Below are 18782 nucleotides of genomic sequence, written 5' to 3' on the forward strand. Positions count from 1 at the left end.
TGAACTCCCATATCGTCTGGCCGGCAATCCGGGCCGGCGAATGTCCATAGGGATCAAGTAGGGCCTGTGCGGGCCGCTTGCAAGCATCATCCGAGGTACCGCTCGCCCCGTCTCGGACAAATCGTCCGCTTGCCGCACGGTCGAGCCCTTCCTTGACATGCAATAATTTTATTGCATATTCGATGCCATGAACGATGACGATCTCGATCACATTTTCAAAGCGCTTGGCGATCCCACTCGTCGCAAGATCATCGATCGCCTGCGCGAACGCCCTGGCCAGTCATTGTTCGAAATCTGCGCTCTGTTTTTCGCGGAGAACGGCATGGCACTTTCGCGTCAGGCGATCACCCAGCACATCGACATGCTGCAAAAAGCCGGACTGGTTCGTGTCGAATGGTCAGGCCGGACCAGGATCCATTCTCTCGATCCCGGTCCGCTGCGAGAGGCTGTTGACCTGTGGCTCCGCCACCATCTCTAGAAAGGATGTTTCCATGAGAATCTACGTCACGAGCGTCCTTGTGGACGACCAATCGAAAGCCCTGGATTTCTACACACGCGTGCTGGGGTTCAAGGTGAAGCACGATATCCCCATGGGGGAGCATCGCTGGCTGACGGTCGTCTCGCCCGAAAATCCCGAAGGGACCGAGCTGCTTCTGGAACCGAGCGAACACCCCGCCGCTAGGCCCTTCAAGGCGGCGCTCGTCGAGGACGGCATCCCCGCAACCTCGTTCCAGGTCGACGACATCGATTCTGAATATGAGAGGCTTGTTTCGCTCGGCGTCTCCTTCACCCAGAAACCGATGGATGCCGGCCCTGTCCGTATGGTGGTGCTCGACGATACCTGCGGAAACCTTATTCAGTTGATACAGATGAAGGATAACTGAGGTTCCCGGCAATCGCCGAACTTCACTGGGGTTAAAGGCGCAATCCCCGAGATTCGCCTTGACCGGCGATGAGCGCAACGCCATGTTCCGCGACAATTCGGTTTGTATGAGAACCTTGTAATTTGTACGAAGCGCTTCATCTTTTCGCTCTGATGCCGTTCCCGAATATCGATCCGGTGGCCTTCTCCATCGGACCGCTGGCGGTCCATTGGTATGGGCTCGCCTATGTCGCCGGCATCCTGCTCGGCTGGTTTTATGCGCGTCGGCTGGCGACGAACGGCTCGCTGTGGAAAGACGGCCAGTCGCCGATCACGGCCGTCCAACTCGACGACTTCCTCGTCTGGGTCGCAGCCGGCATCGTGCTTGGCGGCCGCATCGGCTATATCCTGTTCTACGATATGGGGGCCGTGGCCGCGAACCCCATCCGCGCGATCGAGATCTGGAACGGCGGCATGTCCTTCCATGGCGGCTTCATCGGCGCGACGATCGCGATGATCATCTTCGCCCGCCGCAATGCCATTCCCGTCTGGAGCATGTTCGACACGGTCGCCGCCGTCGTGCCTTTCGGCCTGCTCTTCGGCCGCATCGCCAATTTCATCAACGGCGAACTCTGGGGACGCCTCAGCAGCGCGCCCTGGGCGGTCGTCTTCCCGACCGGCGGCCCGTTCTCCCGCCATCCGAGCCAGCTTTACGAGGCAGGCCTCGAAGGTATCGTACTCGTCCTCGTCCTTGCCCTGCTGATCTTCCGTTTCAAGGCGCTGAAGGTCCCGGGCACCATCGCCGGCACCTTCGTCGTCGGTTACGCGCTCTGCCGCATCTTCGTGGAATTTTTTCGCGAACCGGATGCGCAGCTCGGTTATCTGCTCGGCACCAATTGGCTGACCATGGGCATGGTGCTGTCGCTGCCGATGATCGCTGCGGGTGTCTGGGCCATTCTCCGTGCCCGCGCGGCGGTAACGTCCGCGGCGAAGGCCTGAGGGGAGGCAAGGCCGTTGAGCACCCCCCTCACCGAAAAGATCAAGACCCTGATCCGCACCAACGGCCCGATCAGCGTGACCGACTATTTCGCGCTGTGCCTCGCCGATCCGGAATACGGTTATTATCGCACCCGCGAACCTTTCGGCCGCCATGGTGACTTCATCACCGCGCCGGAGATCAGCCAGTTGTTCGGCGAGATGGTCGGCGTCTTCATGGTGCATGCCTGGCAGCAGCATGGCACGCCCACGGGCGTCCGGCTGGTGGAGATTGGCCCCGGCCGCGGCACGATGATGGCCGACATGCTGCGGGTGATCAAACGCATCGCGCCCCGGTTTTTCGAAGATCTGCACGTGCATCTGGTCGAGACCAGCGAGCGTCTGCGCGGCGTCCAGCGCATCACGCTCGAAGCCTTCTCCACCAAGATCTCCTGGCATGACAGTTTCGAGGACATTCCCGAAGGTTTTACGCTGATCGCCGCCAACGAGCTGTTCGACGCGATCCCGATCCGCCAGTTCGTCAAGACGCCGACCGGTTTTCGCGAACGTCTCGTCGGCCTCAACGCCGAGGACGAACTCGGTTTTGCCGTCGGCATCGCCACGCTCGACCCGCAGCTGCTGCCCTCGCCTGTCGCCGGCATTCCCGACGGTACGATCTTCGAACTTTCCCCCGCCCGCCAGGCGGTGATGCTGACGCTGTGCGAACGCCTGCGGACCTTTGGCGGCACGGCTCTGATCATCGACTACGGCCACCTGGTCACCGGTTTCGGCGATACGCTGCAGGCCATCCGCCACCACGACTACGATCCGCCGCTCGAAAATCCCGGCGAAGCGGATCTGACCAGCCATGTCGATTTCGAGGACCTCGCGCGCATTGCCGTCTCCACGGGCGTTCACCTGAACGGCGGCCTGCATCAGGGCGATTTTCTTTTCGGCCTCGGCCTTGCCGAGCGGGCGAACGCGCTTGCCAAGGACAAGGAGCCTGCCGAGCAGCGCCTGATCGCTGCCGCCGTCGACCGGCTGGCCGGCGAAGGGGCCGGCAAGATGGGCGAACTCTTCAAAGTCATCGCGGTATCGAGCCCGGCATTGAAGCTGATGCCGTTTCGCGCGGTGGAGTAAACCGCGGCCGTCAATTCATCAACCGATTGACATCCGCCCTTTTCTTGCGCCACTCTCGCCCTAGATCGAAGCAGCGGGCAGGCCTTGAGAGAGCGCCCAAAACCTCTTCAAATCAACGGGATAGATAACACCGATGCAGGACATACCCTTGCCGGAGCCGATCGAGAGCCCCCTGTTGAACGACAGGGCCGGCGCCGGTATCCGCCATGGTTTCTTCACCCGCCGGGGCGGCGTTTCGCAAGGCCTTTATGCCGGCCTCAACGTCGGTATCGGCTCGGACGACGACCGTGCGAGGGTCACCGAGAATCGGGCCCGCGTTGCAGCCTGGTTCGGCCTGCCGCTCGAAAAGCTGGCGACCGTGCACCAGATCCATTCGCCCGACGTCTTCGTCGTCGACGAAACCTATGCCGGCGAACGGCCGAAGGTCGACGCCATGGTGACGAGTGTTCCGGGCGTGGCACTCGGTGTGCTCGCGGCCGATTGCGGCCCGATCCTGTTTGCCGACGGCGAGAACGGCGTGATCGGCGCGGCCCATGCCGGCTGGAAGGGTGCGCTGACCGGCGTGCTCGAAAACACCATTGAGGCAATGGTCTCGCTGGGTGCGGCGCGCGAAAACATCACCGCTGTCCTCGGCCCCTCGATCGGCCCCGCAAGTTACGAGGTCGGACCGGAATTCGTCGAACGGTTCCTGAGCCACGATCCCTCCTACGGGGCTTTCTTCACGCCGTCATCGAGTGCGGGGCATTCTATGTTCGACCTGCCGTCGCTGACCATCAAGCGATTGACGGCAGCAGGCGTAAGGGCCCAGAGCCTCGGTCTCGATACCTATCCGGATGCGGAACGGTTCTATTCCTACCGCCGCACCACCCATGCCAAAGAGCCGGATTACGGCCGCCAGATTTCAGCAATCGCACTTCGGGAGAATTGATATGGCCCTGCATTTCGAGAGGAGCGAATACGCCGACCGGCTGACGCGGCTGACGGAGAAGATGCGCGCCGACAAGCTGGATGCGCTTTTGATCTTCGCGCAGGAAAGCATGTACTGGCTGACCGGCTACGACACGTTCGGCTACTGCTTTTTCCAGACCCTGATCGTCAAGGCGGACGGGGCGATGACGCTGCTCACCCGCTCGGCCGACCTGCGCCAGGCCCGCCACACCTCGACCGTCGAGAACATCGTCGTCTGGGTGGACCGGGTGAATGCCGACCCGACGCTCGACCTCAAGAACCTGTTGAGCGACATGGACCTGCTCGGCGCCAGGATCGGCGTCGAATACGATACCCACGGCATGACCGGCCGCGTCGCCCGCCTGCTCGACAACCAACTCGCAACCTTCGGCCAGATCAGCGACGCCTCCTATTTGGTCAGCAGGCTGCGCCTCGTCAAAAGCCCGGCGGAGATCGCCTATGCCAGGCGCGCCGCCGAGCTTGCCGACGACGCGCTCGATGCGGCGCTGCCGCTGATCAAGGCCGGCGGCGACGAGGCGGAAATCCTCGCCGCCATGCAGGGTGCGGTCTTTCTCGGCGGCGGCGATTATCCCGCCAACGAATTCATCATCGGCTCCGGCGCCGACGCGCTGCTCTGCCGCTACAAGGCCGGGCGCCGCAAGCTCGACGCGACCGACCAGCTGACGCTCGAATGGGCCGGTGCGGCCGCGCATTACCACGCGGCGATGATGCGCACGGTCATCGTCGGCGAACCGTTGCCTCGCCACCGCGAGCTCCACAAGGCCTGCCTCGAAACCATCACGGCGATCGAGGAGGTTCTGCACCCCGGCCAGACTTTCGGCGACGTCTTCGACACCCATGCCCGCATTCTCGACGAGCGCGGCCTGTCGCGCCACCGCCTCAACGCCTGCGGTTATTCGCTCGGCGCGCGGTTCTCGCCTTCCTGGATGGAGCACCAGATGTTCCACTTCGGCAATCCGCAGGAAATCCTGCCGGACATGACGCTGTTCGTGCACATGATCATCATGGATTCCGACAGCGGCGCCGCCATGACCCTCGGCCACACCTACCTGACGACCGAAGGCGATCCGCAGCCACTTTCCCGCCACACCCTGGAGCTCATTCAGCGCTGAACGCTACGAAAATCAGGCAATTGACAGGTTGGGAACGCCAACCCTAAGCTCCGGCCGAGGAATCTACGGCAGGGGAGACGGATATGCGGCCTTTCGGAACACTGCTGTCCGCTGCCCTGCTGGCACTCGCGCTTGCCTCCTGCAACACGACGGAAGCATTGACGCCGCAGGCGAATGTCGGCGGCGGCGGCGCGAGGGCCTCCTCGCCGGTGACCCAGGCCGAAGCCGACCGGATGGCGAGCTCCGCGCAGCCGGAAACCTATAGCGGCGGATATCGCTCCGGCCCCCAGAACACACTCGAAGCCCAGGCGCGGGCGCTGGAATCCGGCAGCACCGTCTCGCCCTCCTCCTCCGGCGCCCCGCCGCAATGGGAGGGCCAGGGGAACCAGGGCCAACAGCAGACCCAAGCGCAGCAACCTCAGGCGCAGCAGCCCGCGCCCCAGCAGCAACAGTCCGGTCAACAGCAGAACGCCTCGCTACCGCCCGCGTCCGGTCCGACCGTCCGCTTCCTGCCGATCATCGGCGCTCCGGTCCAGGCGGTGACGCCGCTGTCGCGCCAGCTCGGCGCCCAGGCGCGCGCCAACGGGCTGACGATCCGGCCGTCGAGCGACAGCAGCACCGAGCACATCCTAAAAGGCTATTTCTCCGCCTTCTCCGACAGCGGCAAGGTCACCATCGTCTATGTCTGGGATATTCTCGACGGTTCCGGCGCGCGGCTGCACCGCATGCAGGGACAGGAAAGCGTGCCCGGCAGCGGCCAGGACCCCTGGACGTCGGTCCCCGCTTCGACCATGGAGACCATCGCCGCCAAGACGATCCACGACTATGTGGCCTGGCGCCAATCCCAGGGCTGAGCGGTCCGGCCGACCGATCCTGGACTGAACCTCAAAAGCCACGGGTCACAGTTTCTTCATAAAAAAGAGTGAGCGGGTGCGAAACGCACTTGCATTCGAAGGCCGCGGCGGTAAAAGGCCCGCATCCAGCTTCAAAACAGGCGGACCGCAATGAAGGTTTTCGCAGGCAATTCGAACCGGCATCTCGCCGACGCGATCTGCAGCTATCTTAATGTTCCAGTCGGAAAAGCCAGCGTAAGGCGATTTGCAGACCAGGAAATCTTCGTTGAAATTCAGGAAAACGTGCGTGGCGAAGATGTCTTCATCATCCAGTCCACGTCCTTCCCGACCAACGACCACCTGATGGAACTGCTGATCATGATCGATGCGTTCCGGCGGTCCTCCGCCAGGCGCATCACCGCGGTTCTGCCCTATTTCGGCTACGCCCGCCAGGACCGCAAGGCCGGCCCGCGCACCCCGATCTCGGCGAAGCTCGTCGCCAACCTGATCACCGAGGCCGGCGCCGACCGCGTCCTGACGCTCGACCTGCATGCAGGCCAGATCCAGGGCTTTTTCGATATCCCCACCGACAATCTCTTCGCGGTGCCGGTGCTCGCCCGTGACGTCAAGGAACACTACGACCTCAACAACGTCATGGTCGTCTCGCCCGACGTCGGCGGCGTGGTTCGAGCGCGTGCGCTCGCCAAGCGCATCGACTGTCAGCTGGCGATCGTCGACAAGCGCCGCGAACGCGCCGGCGAGTCCGAAGTGATGAACGTCATCGGCGACATCTCCGGCAAGGACTGCCTGCTGATCGACGATATCGTCGATTCCGGCGGCACGCTCTGTAACGCGGCCGAAGCGCTTCTGAAAAACGGCGCCACCAGCGTCACCGCTTACATCACCCACGGTGTGCTCTCCGGCGGCGCGGTTGCCCGCATCGCTGCTTCCAAGCTCAAGGAATTGGTGATCACCGACTCGATCCAGCCGACCACGGCCGTCCAGTCGGCGCACAACATCCGGGTTATCACCACCGCCAACCTGCTTGGCGAGGCGATCAACCGTACGGCAATGGAATCCTCCGTCTCCAGCCTGTTCGACTGACCTTCTTCTGCCACAAGTATTTGGATAGACTCGCCTCCGAACGCAAACTGAGGGTGAGTCGCGATGTCTTCCTTGATCGGCCTGTCGAAGAAACTGGCCATTTTCCTTCTGATCCCGCTGCTGTCGGCATGCGTCGATAGCAGCAGCCGGCCTGGCGGCTATTACCCACCGGAACGGCCGCGGCCGGACTGGAACCGTCCCCAGAGGCCTGATCGCCCGGATTGGGATCGCCCGGGAACTCCGGGTCGCCCCGGTCGGCCGGACCGTCCCGACTGGGATCGCCCGCAACGACCCGACCGCCCGGACTGGAACCAGCCTGGCAGGCCCGATCGTCCCGACCGCCCGGATCGTCCGGACTGGAACCAGCCTGGCCGCCCCGGAAGACCCGGAGAGCCTCGCTTCTGCACGAGAGAGTACCGCCCCGTCTGCGGCCAGCAGGGTGGACGCACACAGACTTTCCCGAACGCCTGCGAAGCGGCAAACGCCGGCTACAGCGTCGTCGCGTCCGGCGAGTGCCGCCGCTAGAGGGCCTGCCTGAAGTAACTGTAAATCACCGATGGAAAACGCCGGAACCTGGTTCCGGCGTTTTGCTTTGTGCCAAAGCTTCGGCTAGAAGGCCCCCCGAAGAAGGAGACAAGCATGGCCGCTCGCGACCGTTATTCCCGAAAGCTCGAATGTTCCCAGTGCGGCAATGTCGGTTTCGCCGAGGTTTCCGAGACCGACGACAGGCGGCAGGGCAATCGCGATTTCCGCATCGATGAGCTGCCGAAAGGTTTTCTGACGGAATTCGCCTCGACCGATCCGCGCAAATACATGATCCGCTGCAGCCAGTGTGGCCACAAGTTCCGTTTCGAGCAGAAGACAGTCTATGCCCCAGGTGGCGAACCCCGGCGCTGACGCCGAGGTCAGGCGACCTTGGTGGCCGCCGATCGGATTTCGCCGCCGGCTTCGCCATTGACGAGATGCTCGATCAGCGCCCTCGGGCCGGGCCTGCCAAAAAGGTATCCCTGCACCTGCATGCAGCCCTCCTTGCGCAGGAAGGCCATATGCGCCTCCGTCTCCACCCCTTCGGCAAGCACCGGTATTTGGAGGCTCGAGGCGAGGATGAGGGTCGAGCGGACGATCGCCGCCGACTGGGAATTGTCCGAGACCCCGTCCACGAAGGTGCGGTCGATCTTGATCTTGTCGAAGGGGAAGGACATCAGCGTCGAAAGCGACGAATAACCGGTGCCATAGTCGTCCATGGCGATCTTCACTCCGAGGCTCTTCAAGTGGCGCACGGTCTGCAGCGCCCGCTGATGATCGGCGATGATGCCGGACTCGGTGATCTCAAGCTCGAGCCTCTCCGCATCCAGCCCCGTCTCCTTGATGATGTCGCGGACCTTGTTCGGGAATTGCGGATCGGCAAGCTGCTGGCCGGCGACGTTGACGGCGAAGCCGAACGGGTTTTTCCAGGTCGCCGCCTCCGCGCAGGCGCTCCGGAGCACCCATTCGCCAAGCTCGACGATGAAGCCGGTACGCTCGGCGATCGGGATGAATTCGTTGGGAGACACCAGTCCGCGAACGGGGTGGTTCCAGCGCAACAGAACCTCGAAACCGATGACCTCGCCGGAGAACGTATCGTTCTGAAGCTGGTAATAGAGCTCGAACTGGCCGGCCACGAGCCCGGAACGCATGTCCATGGCAAGTGCATTGCGTTCGCGGGCCGCCTGGTCCATCGAAGAGTCATAGAAGCGGATGGCATTGTCGCCCGACTGCTTGGCGCGGTACATGGCGACATCCGCCTGGGCCACAAGATCGTCGACCGTCTTTGCGTCCCCCGGATAGAGCGCGATGCCGACGCTCGAACCGACGGTGAGCGTGTTGCCGTTCCATTCGACCGGCTTGCAGATTTCCGCAAGCAGCCGGCCGGCGAGCAGCATCGCGTCGGAGCGCCGGTAGTACATGTGTTTCAGCGCGACGAACTCGTCGCCACCGACACGGGCGATGAATTCGCCCTCACCTGCCGCCTCGGCAAGCCTGCCGCCGATCGCGCGCAGCACCTCATCGCCAGCGGCATGGCCATGGACGTCGTTGATTTCCTTGAAGCGGTTGAGATCGAGCGAGAGAACTGCGATGCTAGCGGCTAGGTCTGCCGGTCGCGCCGCGATCTCCGCAAGCTGCTCGTTGAATGCGGCGCGATTGGCAAGGCCGGTCAGAGCGTCGTGCAGGGAAAGGTGGCGATACTGCTCGACGGCAGCCTTGGTCACGCGGGCATCGATCAGATAGGTGGCAGCCGTCAGCGCCAGCAGGATCAGCATCAGCGACAGCACGGCGAAGCCCAGCACCACCGGCGGGACGACCTCATTCGGCAGGACCGCGCGCGGATCGAGAACGACCTCGATCGCCCCCATCGCGGTGAAATGGGTGGTGGCGATCGCAAGGATCATTGCCAGGACCGAACCGTACTTGCAGAACCGCGTCACGGGGTGCGCAACGCGATTGGTTACCAGAGCGCCGAGCACGGCGGCAAAGATGAGCGAGGCGACAACATAGGACTGGTTCCAGTCGATGACGCCCTGCACCTCGTAGGCGGCCATGCCCGTGTAATGCATCGCCGCGATACCGAGCCCCATGACGACGCCGCCGGCCTCCGCGAGCAGGGAACGGCCGCCATAGCTCGCAACGCCGAAGCCGATCGTGGCGCTCGCCACCGCGATCACGAAAGACAGAAGCGTCTGGGTCGGGTCATATCCCGCCTGCCCGCCTCCGAGATAACCGAGCATCGCGAGGAAGTGCGTTGTCCAGGTGGTCGAACCGCCGATGAAGCCCGTCAGGAAAAGCCAGATGACCTTTTCGATCCCGCCGCCGCGCCGCGCTCTGGAAAAGAGCCGGATGGTCAGGAAGGATCCGATCACGCATATCAAGACCGCGCAGGCGACATAGCGAAGATCGTGCTCGACGAAGATGCAGGAGAAAACGCGAAACATGAATGCTTGATACTTTTCAACTGTTTTGATTGAGAAGTGCTAGCACCGAAACATGTTCGAAACGTTCCTTGGGATGGTAAATGCCGGCTGACTAGCAAACGTACAGCCGGCATAAGAAGGTGTGGGCGGGTCGTCAGATCACTGGATCGGCTGCCCGTTGACGCTGAAGTTCTTGCCGTCCTCGAACTTGATGTCCCAGCGCAGGCGGCCGTCCGGTTCAGTCTTCGCCATGCCCTTGGCCATCATCATCGCGAACGAAACCTGGTTGAATTCGGGGTCGCTCTTGGCGGCGGCCTGGAAATACTGGATCAGCTTGTCGATGTCGCGGGCAAGGATCGAGGTTTCGAGCGTGTAGCGTTCCTTCTCGTCCGGATAACCCTTGACCTTGCCGGAGGCCTCGACGTCGTAGAGAGCGGATTTCGCGGCAATCCGCGGGAAATCGAGGGTCAGCTGTCCCTCATTGAGAAAGGCCTTGCCGAGACGCTCGCCCTCCGAATCCGGCAACGGGTCCGGCTTGGAAAAGTCGATGTCCATGAAGGTGTCGACGAAGCGCTGGAAGTTGAGGTCCGCGACCCCGAATTCCATTTCCGCCATGTCCGGCACCAACTGGGCATAGAGCGGGGGAATGATGCCGTCCGGCGTCGAGATGGTCTCGATGCGGGCACCGAAGCCGATCCGGGTTGCCTCGGCGGGCTCGCTCATCGTGAACGTATAGTCGAGCTTGTTGACGCCGAAATCGCCGAGCGGACTTGCCACGGTGAACTGGTTGAAGCTGATCTTTTCGGAAAGCGCCGTGAAGAATGGCATCGCGCCGCGAATGAGATCCTTCAGCTTGGTGATCTCGGCCTGCGACGGCTTTTCGTCGTTGACGAGTTCGAGCATGAAGGCGACGAGAGCGCGGATTTTCTCGGCCATCACGCCCTGGACGCCGACGTCGAAATCGAGGCTTTCGGCGCGGATCTGTATCGGCGGGGTTTCCGGCGTCGCGATCCGTTCGTAGAAGCGCAAGAACGAGCCCTTGCCGGTGAAATCCGTGCCGCCGGGTGCCGCACTCGCCGTGGACGCCAGTGAATAGTTCATGCCGGCAAAGCTCGCCTCGACCTCTTCAGAGCCGCTCTTCGAGACCATGCGGATCGGGCCGGACGTCGCCTCACCCGACCGCAGATAGCTGATCGCCGGATCGAAAATGCCGGAAAACACCATATCGGTGACGGAGTAGTTGAGGTTCGTCGGCTTGCCATCGGGCATCTTGCCCTGCACGGTGAAATTCATGTCGCTGTCGCTGTTGAACTTCCACTGGCCGTTGTCGAGGGGTGCGGCGAAAACCGAAAACGGCTTCAGGCCGGAGATCTTGAAGTTCTTCTTGTTGATGGATTTCAGAAGCTTGGCGAAATCGTAGCTGATCTCGTATCGCTCGCCGGCCGGCTTCACCGTCAGGAAGCCCGTAGTCTTGACCGTATCCGGCAGAAAGTGGATGAGGCTTTCCTTGAGGGTGCGGGCCCCCCTGTCGTTGATCTCAGCCGCAGCAACTGGGTATACGCAGGACGCAGCCATTACGCTGGCCGCGATCAAAGTCCGTTTCATGAATCAAGCCCTTCCCTCGTTCAACGGGCACAAAATGGAAGTCGGGCCGCCGAAGTCAAGCGCAAGTCCTTTGTTTTCAGGCCGAAAAGCTTGCACATCCCTGCTCATTGTATTATAGCGCGCCGGTCCGCGTAGACACCCTTGGAGGCAACGCGGATGAAGCGCATCGGATGATGCCCTTCAGTTTGACGCGAGCCGACAACGCTTGCGAAAAACTCTCCAAACAACCTCGAAAGGATATGCCATGAGCCACGCATCATACGAGCTCAAGGCCGAGGCGCGCGAACGGGTAGGTAAGGGGTCCTCCCGTGAACTTCGCCGCAACGGTTTCATTCCTGCTGTCATCTATGGTGACAAGCAGTCCCCCCTCGCGATCGCTCTGTCGACCAACGAAGTGACGAAGCGCATCCATGCCGGCGGTTTCATGACCACGGTTGCCACGATCGACGTCAACGGCGAGAAGATTCAGGTCCTCCCGAAGGACTATCAGCTCGATCCGGTCCGCGACTTCACCATGCACGTGGATTTTCTACGCGTCTCGGGCAACACGGAAGTTTCCGTTGAAGTTCCGGTTCACTTCGTCAACGAAGAGAAGTCCCCGGGCATCAAGATCGGTGGCGTTCTCAACATCGTCCGTCACGAAGTCGAGCTGCTTTGCCCGGCCAACGACATTCCGGAATTCCTGACCGTCGACCTGACGGGCGCGAAGATCGGCGACAGCCTCCACATCTCCGCCGTCAAGCTGCCGGCTGGCGTACGTCCGGTCATCTCCGACCGCGACTTCACCATCGCGACGATCGTCGCCCCGGCTGCAGGCGTTACCGAGGAAGAACCGGCTTCTGCTGAATAACCAGGCCGAAATTCTTGAAATGGGACCCGCTTTCGCAAGAAAGCGGGTTTTTTATTGTCCATCGAATACAGTTTAGTAACGCTGCTTCCGTAATTCGTTGGAATCTTGGCATTGTCGTTTCAGTGAAGTTTAATGAATAGGTGAAACGATGCACGCTACTTCAGCATGACGGGGAAAGTCCGGCGGCAGCCAGACGATGAATGCGGGGAAGACGGTGACTCATTCCGTTGAGAGTCGTTTTATTGCGATCATTTCAGGCGCCCTTCTGGTCGTCGTCGCACCGCTGTTCACGCTTTTCCTGGCGCTTTCCTCCCAGCAGGCCGCCAAGAACCTCAGCGAACATGTCAATGTCGTGCTGGTGACCAATTCCCAGGCCCTCGGCAAGCCGCTCTGGGATCTCGACACCGACAGCATCCACCAGGTCGCCTCGATGCTGATCGCCGATCCCGCCATCAACGGCGTGCAGATCAGCGACAATACGGGCAAGCTGAATATTTCCGAAGTGGACGTCAATCCGGCCGATTTCCGCGGCCTGGAAGCGATCTCCGAGCCCATCTTCTACAAGTCGCAGCAGGGCACCCGCAGTGTCGGCAGCATTACCGTCTACGTGCCGAAGCTCGGCTGGTTCTCCGCCCTGCATCAGATGGAAATGGCCTTCATCTCCATCTTCATCATCACCATCCTGACGGTCTTCGGCGCGGCGATCCTCGGCAATCGCGTCATGGTCATCAAGCCGCTGATGCGGTTGACCGCCGCGATCGAGGCGACCCGCAGGCTCGGCTCACGCCACCATGTCGACTGGCGTTCGAACGACGAAATGGGCCGGCTGGCGAAGAGCTTCAACGAAATGCAGACGCTGCTGGAGCGCGAGGAACGCGAACTGAAGCGCGCCCATCAGCAGACCACGGAAATCTACAACCTGACGCCGGCCATGCTGTTTTCGCTGACCCGAGGCGACCAGATCGCCGCGGTCAGCGATTATTGGCTTCTCGCGACCGGCTATCGCCGCGAAGACGTGATCGGCCATCCCTTTTCCGAACTCGTGGCCCCTGCTGACCGCCAGATTTATGCAAGGCGCAAGCAGCAGGCAAAACCGAGCGGCCCGGCGATCGAAGTCACGGTCCGGTTCCTGTGCGCCGACAGCCGCCTGATGGACGTGCTGATCGTCGAGACCGAGCTTGGCACGGCCGGCGGCAACATTCCCGGCTCGCTGAGCGTCATGACGGATGTCACGGAACTCAGGCAATCAGAACTGCGCAACCGTCAGCAGGCCATCTCCGACCATCTGACCGGGCTCCTGAACCGCCAGGGATTCGAGGCGACGCTCGACCAGAAGATCGCCGAGGCCGACAGGGCGCGCACCGAGGTCGCCTGCCTGTTCGTCGATCTCGACCGCTTCAAGGCGATCAACGACAATCTCGGCCATGCAGCCGGCGACGCCGTGCTCTGCCAGTTCGTCGAACGGACGAAGCCGATGCTCAACGACGGCGATACCGCCTCCCGTCTCGGCGGCGACGAATTCGCCATCCTGATTGCCGGGGACGGTGCCGAGCGCCGCGCGACCGAACTCAGCCAGAAGATCGTCGACATGTTCGAGGTTCCCTTCCGGATTCAGGGCACCGGCGTGCGGTTGAGCGCCAGTATCGGCCTTGCCTTCTATCCCAGCCATGCCGCCAGCGCCGCCGAACTGCTGCAGAAGTCGGACATGGCCATGTATGCCCGCAAACGCGACGGCAAGAACGGCGCGCAGGTCTACGATCCCGCCATTCTCGACCAGACGCGGGAACGGGCCGAGATCGAGAGCGACATCGAGGTCGCCATCGCCGCAAGCTGGTTCGAGGCGCATTTCCAGCCGATCGTCGACATCGAGACCGGCATCCCCTCTGGCTTCGAAGCGCTGATGCGGATGCGCCATCCCCGCAAGGGCCTGCTGTCGCCGGCCGGCATCATCAGTGTTGCTGAGGAGACCGGCTCGATCGGCCAGATCGGCAACCTCATCCTGGAAGACGCGATGGCGAACCTCGCCCGCGTCTCGCGCCTGCCCGGCATGGGCGAGACCTATGTCGCGGTCAACTTCTCGCCGCTGCAATTCGAGCCCGGCCTGCCGGCACGCCTTGCCGGCCTGCTCGGCCGCTACGGCATCGATCCGTCGCGCCTGGTGGTGGAAATCACCGAAGCCGTGCTGATGCACGACAACCCGGAGATCCGCACCATTCTCAACGAACTCCACCGCTTCGGCTGCCGCATCGCGCTCGACGATTTCGGCACCGGCTATTCGTCGCTGAGCTATATGAGCCGTTTCCCGGTCGACATCGTCAAGATCGACCAGTCCTTCATCCATTCGCTCACCGAACAGACGGGCGACATAGGCAGTAAGAACAGGATGCTCGTCGAAGGCATCAGTGCTATTTCTCACAAGATGAACTGCAAGGTCGTCGCCGAAGGCGTCGAGACGGAAGAACAGCGCTCGTTGCTGCGGCAAATGGGCATTGACTATGCGCAGGGCTATCTCTTCTCGAAGCCCCGTGAAATTTCCGAACTGCTCTCGGCCCTATCCACCCGGCAGGCCGAAATCGAGTCCATGGCGAGCTGACACGTTCTCACCTCCGGACCAGATGCTGGGTCAGAAATGACAACATATGCGTTTGGAAGGGGGACAGATGAAAATCGCAGCGCCGCTTCTTGCCAGCCTCAGCCTCGCGTGTGGTGCCCATGCCCAGCAGGCCATCGTCTTTTCGACCGAGTCCTACCCGCCCTTCAGCTACCAGGAGCCCGGCGGCAACTACCGCGGCGTCGGCATCGACCAGGTAAGCATCATCATGCAGGACGCGGGCACGCCTTACACGCTGGAGATCATGCCCTGGGCCCGGGCCATCGCCATGGCCGAGACGCAATCCATGCACTGCGTCTTCGCCGCCGCCCGCACGCCGGAACGCGAACCGCGTTTCAAATGGGTCGTGCCTCTTTTCGTCGACCGCAGCATTCTCGTGCGCCATGCGGGTTCGAAGGTCGCGGCAACCACCCTGGAGGAGGCCAGGCAGTACACGGTCGGCACCCATCGCGCCGACTACACCGAGGGGCTTCTGAAGAGCTCCGGTTTCCCGAAGGTCGATCTCAGCGCCGACGTCGATACGACGCTCAGAAAGCTGCTGCAGGACCGTATCGACATGATGCCCATGTCGGAAGGCGTCTATCAGAAGCTGAAGGCGGACGGGACGCCGATCGAAAAGGTCGTCCTGTTCACCGAACAGCATCTCGGCATTGCGTGCAATCCGGATGTGCCCGACGAACTGATCGTCAGGATGCAGGCAGGTCTCGACCGCCTCATCAAGGACGGCATCCAGACCGTCATTCTGAAGCGCTACGGCATCGGCGAGCCTCAATAGAGGCTCAGGCGTTGAAACCGGTTGACTTTGGCGGCGTTTCGCGGTGGTGAAAAGCCAGCAGTCAAGGATGGACGTCTCCATGCTCATCATCGCCGGCCTCGGCAATCCCGGTTCCCAATATGCGGGCAACCGACACAATATCGGCTTCATGGCCGTGGACGCGATCCAGCGCCGTCCCGGCTTTTCGCCCTGGTCGAAGAAGTTCAAGTCACTGATCTCGGAAGGCGAGCTTGCCGGCGAAAAGGTGCTGCTGATCAAGCCGCAGACCTTCATGAACCTCTCCGGCGAAGCGGTCGGCGAGGCCATGCGTTTCTACAAGCTGGGTCCGGAAAACATCATCGCCATCTACGACGAACTCGATCTGCCGGCGGCCAAGGCCCGCATCAAGACCGGAGGCGGCCATGGCGGCCATAACGGCGTGAAGTCGCTCGACGCCCATTGCGGCCGGGAATACCGCAGGCTTCGCCTTGGCATCGGCCATCCGGGCGCCAAGGAGCTGGTGCACAATCATGTGCTCGGTGATTTCGCCAAGGTCGACCAGACCTGGCTCTCCCCTCTTCTCGACGCGCTCGCCGACAATGCCGAGATGCTGGTGAAGGCCGAGGATTCTCAACTGATGAACAAGCTGGCGCTCGCGGTCGGCGGCAAGCCAGATGAGGAAAAGCCTAAACCCGAAAAGAAGCCCGTCGCCAAGCCGGCCGGGCAATCGCATATCCACCAGGCCCGCAGCGGCGGCAAACCGAACTTACCGACATCAGGCCCAATGGCCGAGATGCTCAAGAAGATGTTCGGCGGCAAGGGCGAATAGTGTCGATGCCCTCAGGAATGAAAAATCAGGACCAGAAGCGCGAAATGATTAAGACTTCGAACATGGATGACATCACCGGTGAACTCGTCACCCTTCGCGACTACTGGCGTTATGCCATCTCCCGGTTCAGCGCCGCAAACCTCAGCTATGGCCACGGCACGACGACGGCAAGCGACGACGCCGCCTTCCTGGTCCTCGACAGCCTCGACCTGCCGATCGACGCGCTCGATCCGTTTCTCGACGCACGCCTGCTGCCGGCCGAACGGCGGCTGCTGGCCGAGCGGATCGACGCCCGCGTTACGAGCCGCAAACCGACATCCTACCTGACCGGCCACGCCTATATCCAGGGCGTCCGCTTCCTGGTCGACGAACGGGTCATCGTACCCCGCTCCCATATCGGCGAAATCCTGTTCAGCGAATATCTGGGAGAAAGCGGTTCGTCCTTTCTGCCCGATCCGCTGGGCGTCGAAAGCGCCGTCGACATCTGCACCGGTTCCGGCTGCCTTGCCATCCTCGCCGCAAAATTCTTCCCGAATGCCGCGGTCGATGCCGTGGACCTCTCGGCCGATGCACTCGAAGTTGCAAAGCTGAACGTTGCCGAGCATAGCGTCGAAGATCAGGTCACGCTTTTGAACGGCGACCTCTTCACGCCGCTCGGAAGCAAAAAATACGACCTGATCATCACCAATCCGCCCTATGTAGACCACGAGGCGATGGACGGTTTTCCGGAAGAGTTCCGCTCCGAACCGGCCATGGCCTTCGACGGCGGCGTCGACGGCCTCGACCTCGTCCGCCGGCTGCTGGCGGAAGCCCCGGCGCATCTCAATCCCGAGGGCGGCATGATCTGCGAAATCGGCTCGGGCCGCGAAATCCTCGAAGAGGAATTCCCCGACCTCGACTTCCTGTGGCTGGAAACGGCGGAATCGCAGGACGCAGTGTTCTGGATCAGCGCCGAAGCGCTCGGCGTGAAGGCGGGGAAAAAGAGGAAGTAACCTATTCCTCGGGCTCGGTGATGAACATCAGCGGAAAACCTGCCTCCTTGGCGAGATCGACCGCTTCCTTCGCCTTGGTCTCGGCGATGTCCTTGGTACAGACGACGACGACCGCCAGCCCCATCCGGTGCGCGGTCAGCATCACGCGGTAGCCGGTTTCCTCGCTCATCCGGAACACGGCTTTCAACACCATCGTCACGAATTCGCGCGGCGTATAATCGTCGTTGACGAGCAGAACCTTGTAGAGCTTCGGCCGCTCCAGCTTGGTCTTGGTTTTCGTCTTCGGTTTTAGGGTGGTATCTTCGCTCATGGCGTCTCGCCTCCTGATGACGGCGTCCGACACTAGGCATTTCGGCTTATATCGCACCGCAACCGGAATTTTTCAAGCAGCTGATCGGAGTGGAGTGCGGGTCAATCGGCGTCGAGTAGCAGGCATTCGCGACCCTGTGCACGCACGATTGAAGCCGCCCGCTTGTCGAAGGTAACGAATGTGTCGCCGCCGAGCCTACGTCCCTCGAAATCGATTACACCATCTGCGAAGTCGCCTCCCGCTTCCAGGAAAGTGAGACCGGCTTCGACCGCCCCACGATCAAGCGCTACGGTCTTGACGCTCATCCACGTCCGGATTGCTACGGCAAGGTCGCTCTGGCTTTTTTTGTAGAGCCGACGAAGAACCCACACCATTTCGCATAAGGTCTGGTTTGAAATGGTCACCTCGTTCGAAGCCAAAAGAGCCTGAGCCTTGGGGCTCTCGACTTCATGGTCGAAGATCATTGCCCTTAAAAGGATGTTGGTATCGACGATCAGGCTCATTGCTCGGCCTCACCGGCGTAGCTTGCCGCAATCGCCTCGTTGATCTCGTCGATCGAATAGCTTTTGCCGGTCGTATTCTTGAACATTCCGAAGACGCTTTCGATCGGGAGTTTGCCGGCAATCGGATGGATCATGGCCTGCCGCTTCGGTTGGAGATCGACATCGATCTCATCGCCGGGCTTGATGCCAAGATGATCAAGAACTTCCTTTTTCAAGGTAACCTGTCCTTTCGCTGTGACTTTCAATCTAACCATGGCCATTCTCCATCGACTTAAAGTAAGGCAAATATGCCTTACGCGCAAGATCGCCTGACAGCAGAGCCTTGACCGCCCGAGCACTTTCCCCCATAGCCACAGCAACGAAATTTCTTCCAATACAGGGTCCG

Annotated in this window: 20 protein-coding genes; 15 read left to right on the forward strand and 5 right to left on the reverse strand. The window is 61.6% G+C overall.

Going from position 1 to position 18782, the window contains the following annotated elements; translation table 11 throughout:
* Nucleotides 1–187 precede the first annotated feature (187 nt).
* The 10 genes from C5J22_RS07260 (at nucleotide 188) to C5J22_RS07305 (ending at nucleotide 7892) form a co-directional block, all read left to right on the forward strand.
* Nucleotides 188–478: a helix-turn-helix transcriptional regulator gene (locus C5J22_RS07260; protein ID WP_046632997.1), complete on the forward strand. Its 291-nt coding sequence runs from the start codon at nucleotides 188–190 to the stop codon at nucleotides 476–478.
* A gap of 13 nt (nucleotides 479–491) precedes the next feature.
* Nucleotides 492–884, forward strand: coding sequence for a VOC family protein (locus tag C5J22_RS07265; protein WP_105437726.1), 393 nt, complete (start codon nucleotides 492–494; stop codon nucleotides 882–884).
* A gap of 152 nt (nucleotides 885–1036) precedes the next feature.
* Nucleotides 1037–1861, forward strand: a complete 825-nt coding sequence (gene lgt, locus C5J22_RS07270) for a prolipoprotein diacylglyceryl transferase (RefSeq protein ID WP_105438102.1) — start codon at nucleotides 1037–1039, stop codon at nucleotides 1859–1861.
* A gap of 15 nt (nucleotides 1862–1876) precedes the next feature.
* Nucleotides 1877–2977, forward strand: coding sequence for a class I SAM-dependent methyltransferase (locus C5J22_RS07275; protein ID WP_105437727.1), 1101 nt, complete (start codon nucleotides 1877–1879; stop codon nucleotides 2975–2977).
* A 133-nt stretch (nucleotides 2978–3110) separates the two neighbouring features.
* Nucleotides 3111–3905, forward strand: coding sequence for a peptidoglycan editing factor PgeF (gene pgeF, locus C5J22_RS07280; RefSeq protein ID WP_105437728.1), 795 nt, complete (start codon nucleotides 3111–3113; stop codon nucleotides 3903–3905).
* A gap of 1 nt (nucleotide 3906) precedes the next feature.
* Entirely contained in the window at nucleotides 3907–5058 is a 1152-nt protein-coding gene (locus tag C5J22_RS07285; protein WP_105437729.1) for a Xaa-Pro peptidase family protein, read from the forward strand.
* Between the two features lie 83 nt (nucleotides 5059–5141).
* The gene (locus C5J22_RS07290; protein WP_105437730.1) at nucleotides 5142–5912 is read left to right on the forward strand and encodes a hypothetical protein; all 771 of its coding nucleotides are present in this window, start codon (nucleotides 5142–5144) and stop codon (nucleotides 5910–5912) included.
* 150 nt (nucleotides 5913–6062) lie between these two features.
* Nucleotides 6063–6995: a ribose-phosphate pyrophosphokinase gene (locus C5J22_RS07295; protein WP_105437731.1), complete on the forward strand. Its 933-nt coding sequence runs from the start codon at nucleotides 6063–6065 to the stop codon at nucleotides 6993–6995.
* A gap of 63 nt (nucleotides 6996–7058) precedes the next feature.
* On the forward strand, nucleotides 7059–7520 hold the full coding sequence (locus C5J22_RS07300; protein WP_105437732.1) for a hypothetical protein: 462 nt from the start codon (nucleotides 7059–7061) through the stop codon (nucleotides 7518–7520).
* 114 nt (nucleotides 7521–7634) lie between these two features.
* Nucleotides 7635–7892: a hypothetical protein gene (locus C5J22_RS07305; RefSeq protein WP_037076303.1), complete on the forward strand. Its 258-nt coding sequence runs from the start codon at nucleotides 7635–7637 to the stop codon at nucleotides 7890–7892.
* 8 nt (nucleotides 7893–7900) lie between these two features.
* Here the strand turns inward: C5J22_RS07305 and C5J22_RS07310 are convergent, their stop codons facing one another.
* Both C5J22_RS07310 and C5J22_RS07315 read right to left on the reverse strand, forming a co-directional pair.
* Complete coding sequence (locus C5J22_RS07310) at nucleotides 7901–9964, reverse strand: bifunctional diguanylate cyclase/phosphodiesterase (protein WP_105437733.1); 2064 nt, start codon at nucleotides 9962–9964, stop codon at nucleotides 7901–7903.
* 138 nt (nucleotides 9965–10102) lie between these two features.
* Nucleotides 10103–11548 carry a hypothetical protein gene (locus C5J22_RS07315; protein ID WP_105437734.1) on the reverse strand — a complete coding sequence of 482 codons (1446 nt, stop codon included), beginning with the start codon at nucleotides 11546–11548 and terminating at the stop codon, nucleotides 10103–10105.
* A gap of 244 nt (nucleotides 11549–11792) precedes the next feature.
* On the opposite strand from C5J22_RS07315, the gene C5J22_RS07320 reads away from it, so the two are divergent.
* The 5 genes from C5J22_RS07320 (at nucleotide 11793) to prmB (ending at nucleotide 17584) form a co-directional block, all read left to right on the forward strand.
* Complete coding sequence (locus C5J22_RS07320; protein ID WP_105437735.1) at nucleotides 11793–12398, forward strand: 50S ribosomal protein L25/general stress protein Ctc; 606 nt, start codon at nucleotides 11793–11795, stop codon at nucleotides 12396–12398.
* Between the two features lie 214 nt (nucleotides 12399–12612).
* Entirely contained in the window at nucleotides 12613–14991 is a 2379-nt protein-coding gene (locus C5J22_RS07325) for an EAL domain-containing protein (protein WP_105438103.1), read from the forward strand.
* A gap of 67 nt (nucleotides 14992–15058) precedes the next feature.
* On the forward strand, nucleotides 15059–15784 hold the full coding sequence (locus C5J22_RS07330; RefSeq protein WP_105437736.1) for an ABC transporter substrate-binding protein: 726 nt from the start codon (nucleotides 15059–15061) through the stop codon (nucleotides 15782–15784).
* A gap of 79 nt (nucleotides 15785–15863) precedes the next feature.
* Complete coding sequence (gene pth, locus C5J22_RS07335; protein ID WP_105438104.1) at nucleotides 15864–16592, forward strand: aminoacyl-tRNA hydrolase; 729 nt, start codon at nucleotides 15864–15866, stop codon at nucleotides 16590–16592.
* 44 nt (nucleotides 16593–16636) lie between these two features.
* Nucleotides 16637–17584, forward strand: coding sequence for a 50S ribosomal protein L3 N(5)-glutamine methyltransferase (gene prmB / locus C5J22_RS07340; protein ID WP_105438105.1), 948 nt, complete (start codon nucleotides 16637–16639; stop codon nucleotides 17582–17584).
* A 1-nt stretch (nucleotide 17585) separates the two neighbouring features.
* On the opposite strand, the gene clpS is transcribed toward prmB, so the two are convergent.
* From clpS to C5J22_RS07355, 3 genes are all read right to left on the reverse strand, one after another.
* On the reverse strand, nucleotides 17586–17894 hold the full coding sequence (gene clpS / locus C5J22_RS07345; protein WP_038588323.1) for an ATP-dependent Clp protease adapter ClpS: 309 nt from the start codon (nucleotides 17892–17894) through the stop codon (nucleotides 17586–17588).
* Between the two features lie 101 nt (nucleotides 17895–17995).
* Nucleotides 17996–18397, reverse strand: a complete 402-nt coding sequence (locus C5J22_RS07350; protein WP_245440319.1) for a type II toxin-antitoxin system VapC family toxin — start codon at nucleotides 18395–18397, stop codon at nucleotides 17996–17998.
* Complete coding sequence (locus C5J22_RS07355; protein ID WP_371412588.1) at nucleotides 18394–18657, reverse strand: AbrB/MazE/SpoVT family DNA-binding domain-containing protein; 264 nt, start codon at nucleotides 18655–18657, stop codon at nucleotides 18394–18396. The genes C5J22_RS07350 and C5J22_RS07355 overlap by 4 nt, the downstream gene beginning before the upstream one ends.
* Nucleotides 18658–18782: the final 125 nt, after the last annotated feature.

Source organism: Neorhizobium sp. T25_13 (genome assembly GCF_002968675.1).
Classification (GTDB): Bacteria; Pseudomonadota; Alphaproteobacteria; order Rhizobiales; family Rhizobiaceae; genus Neorhizobium; species Neorhizobium tomejilense.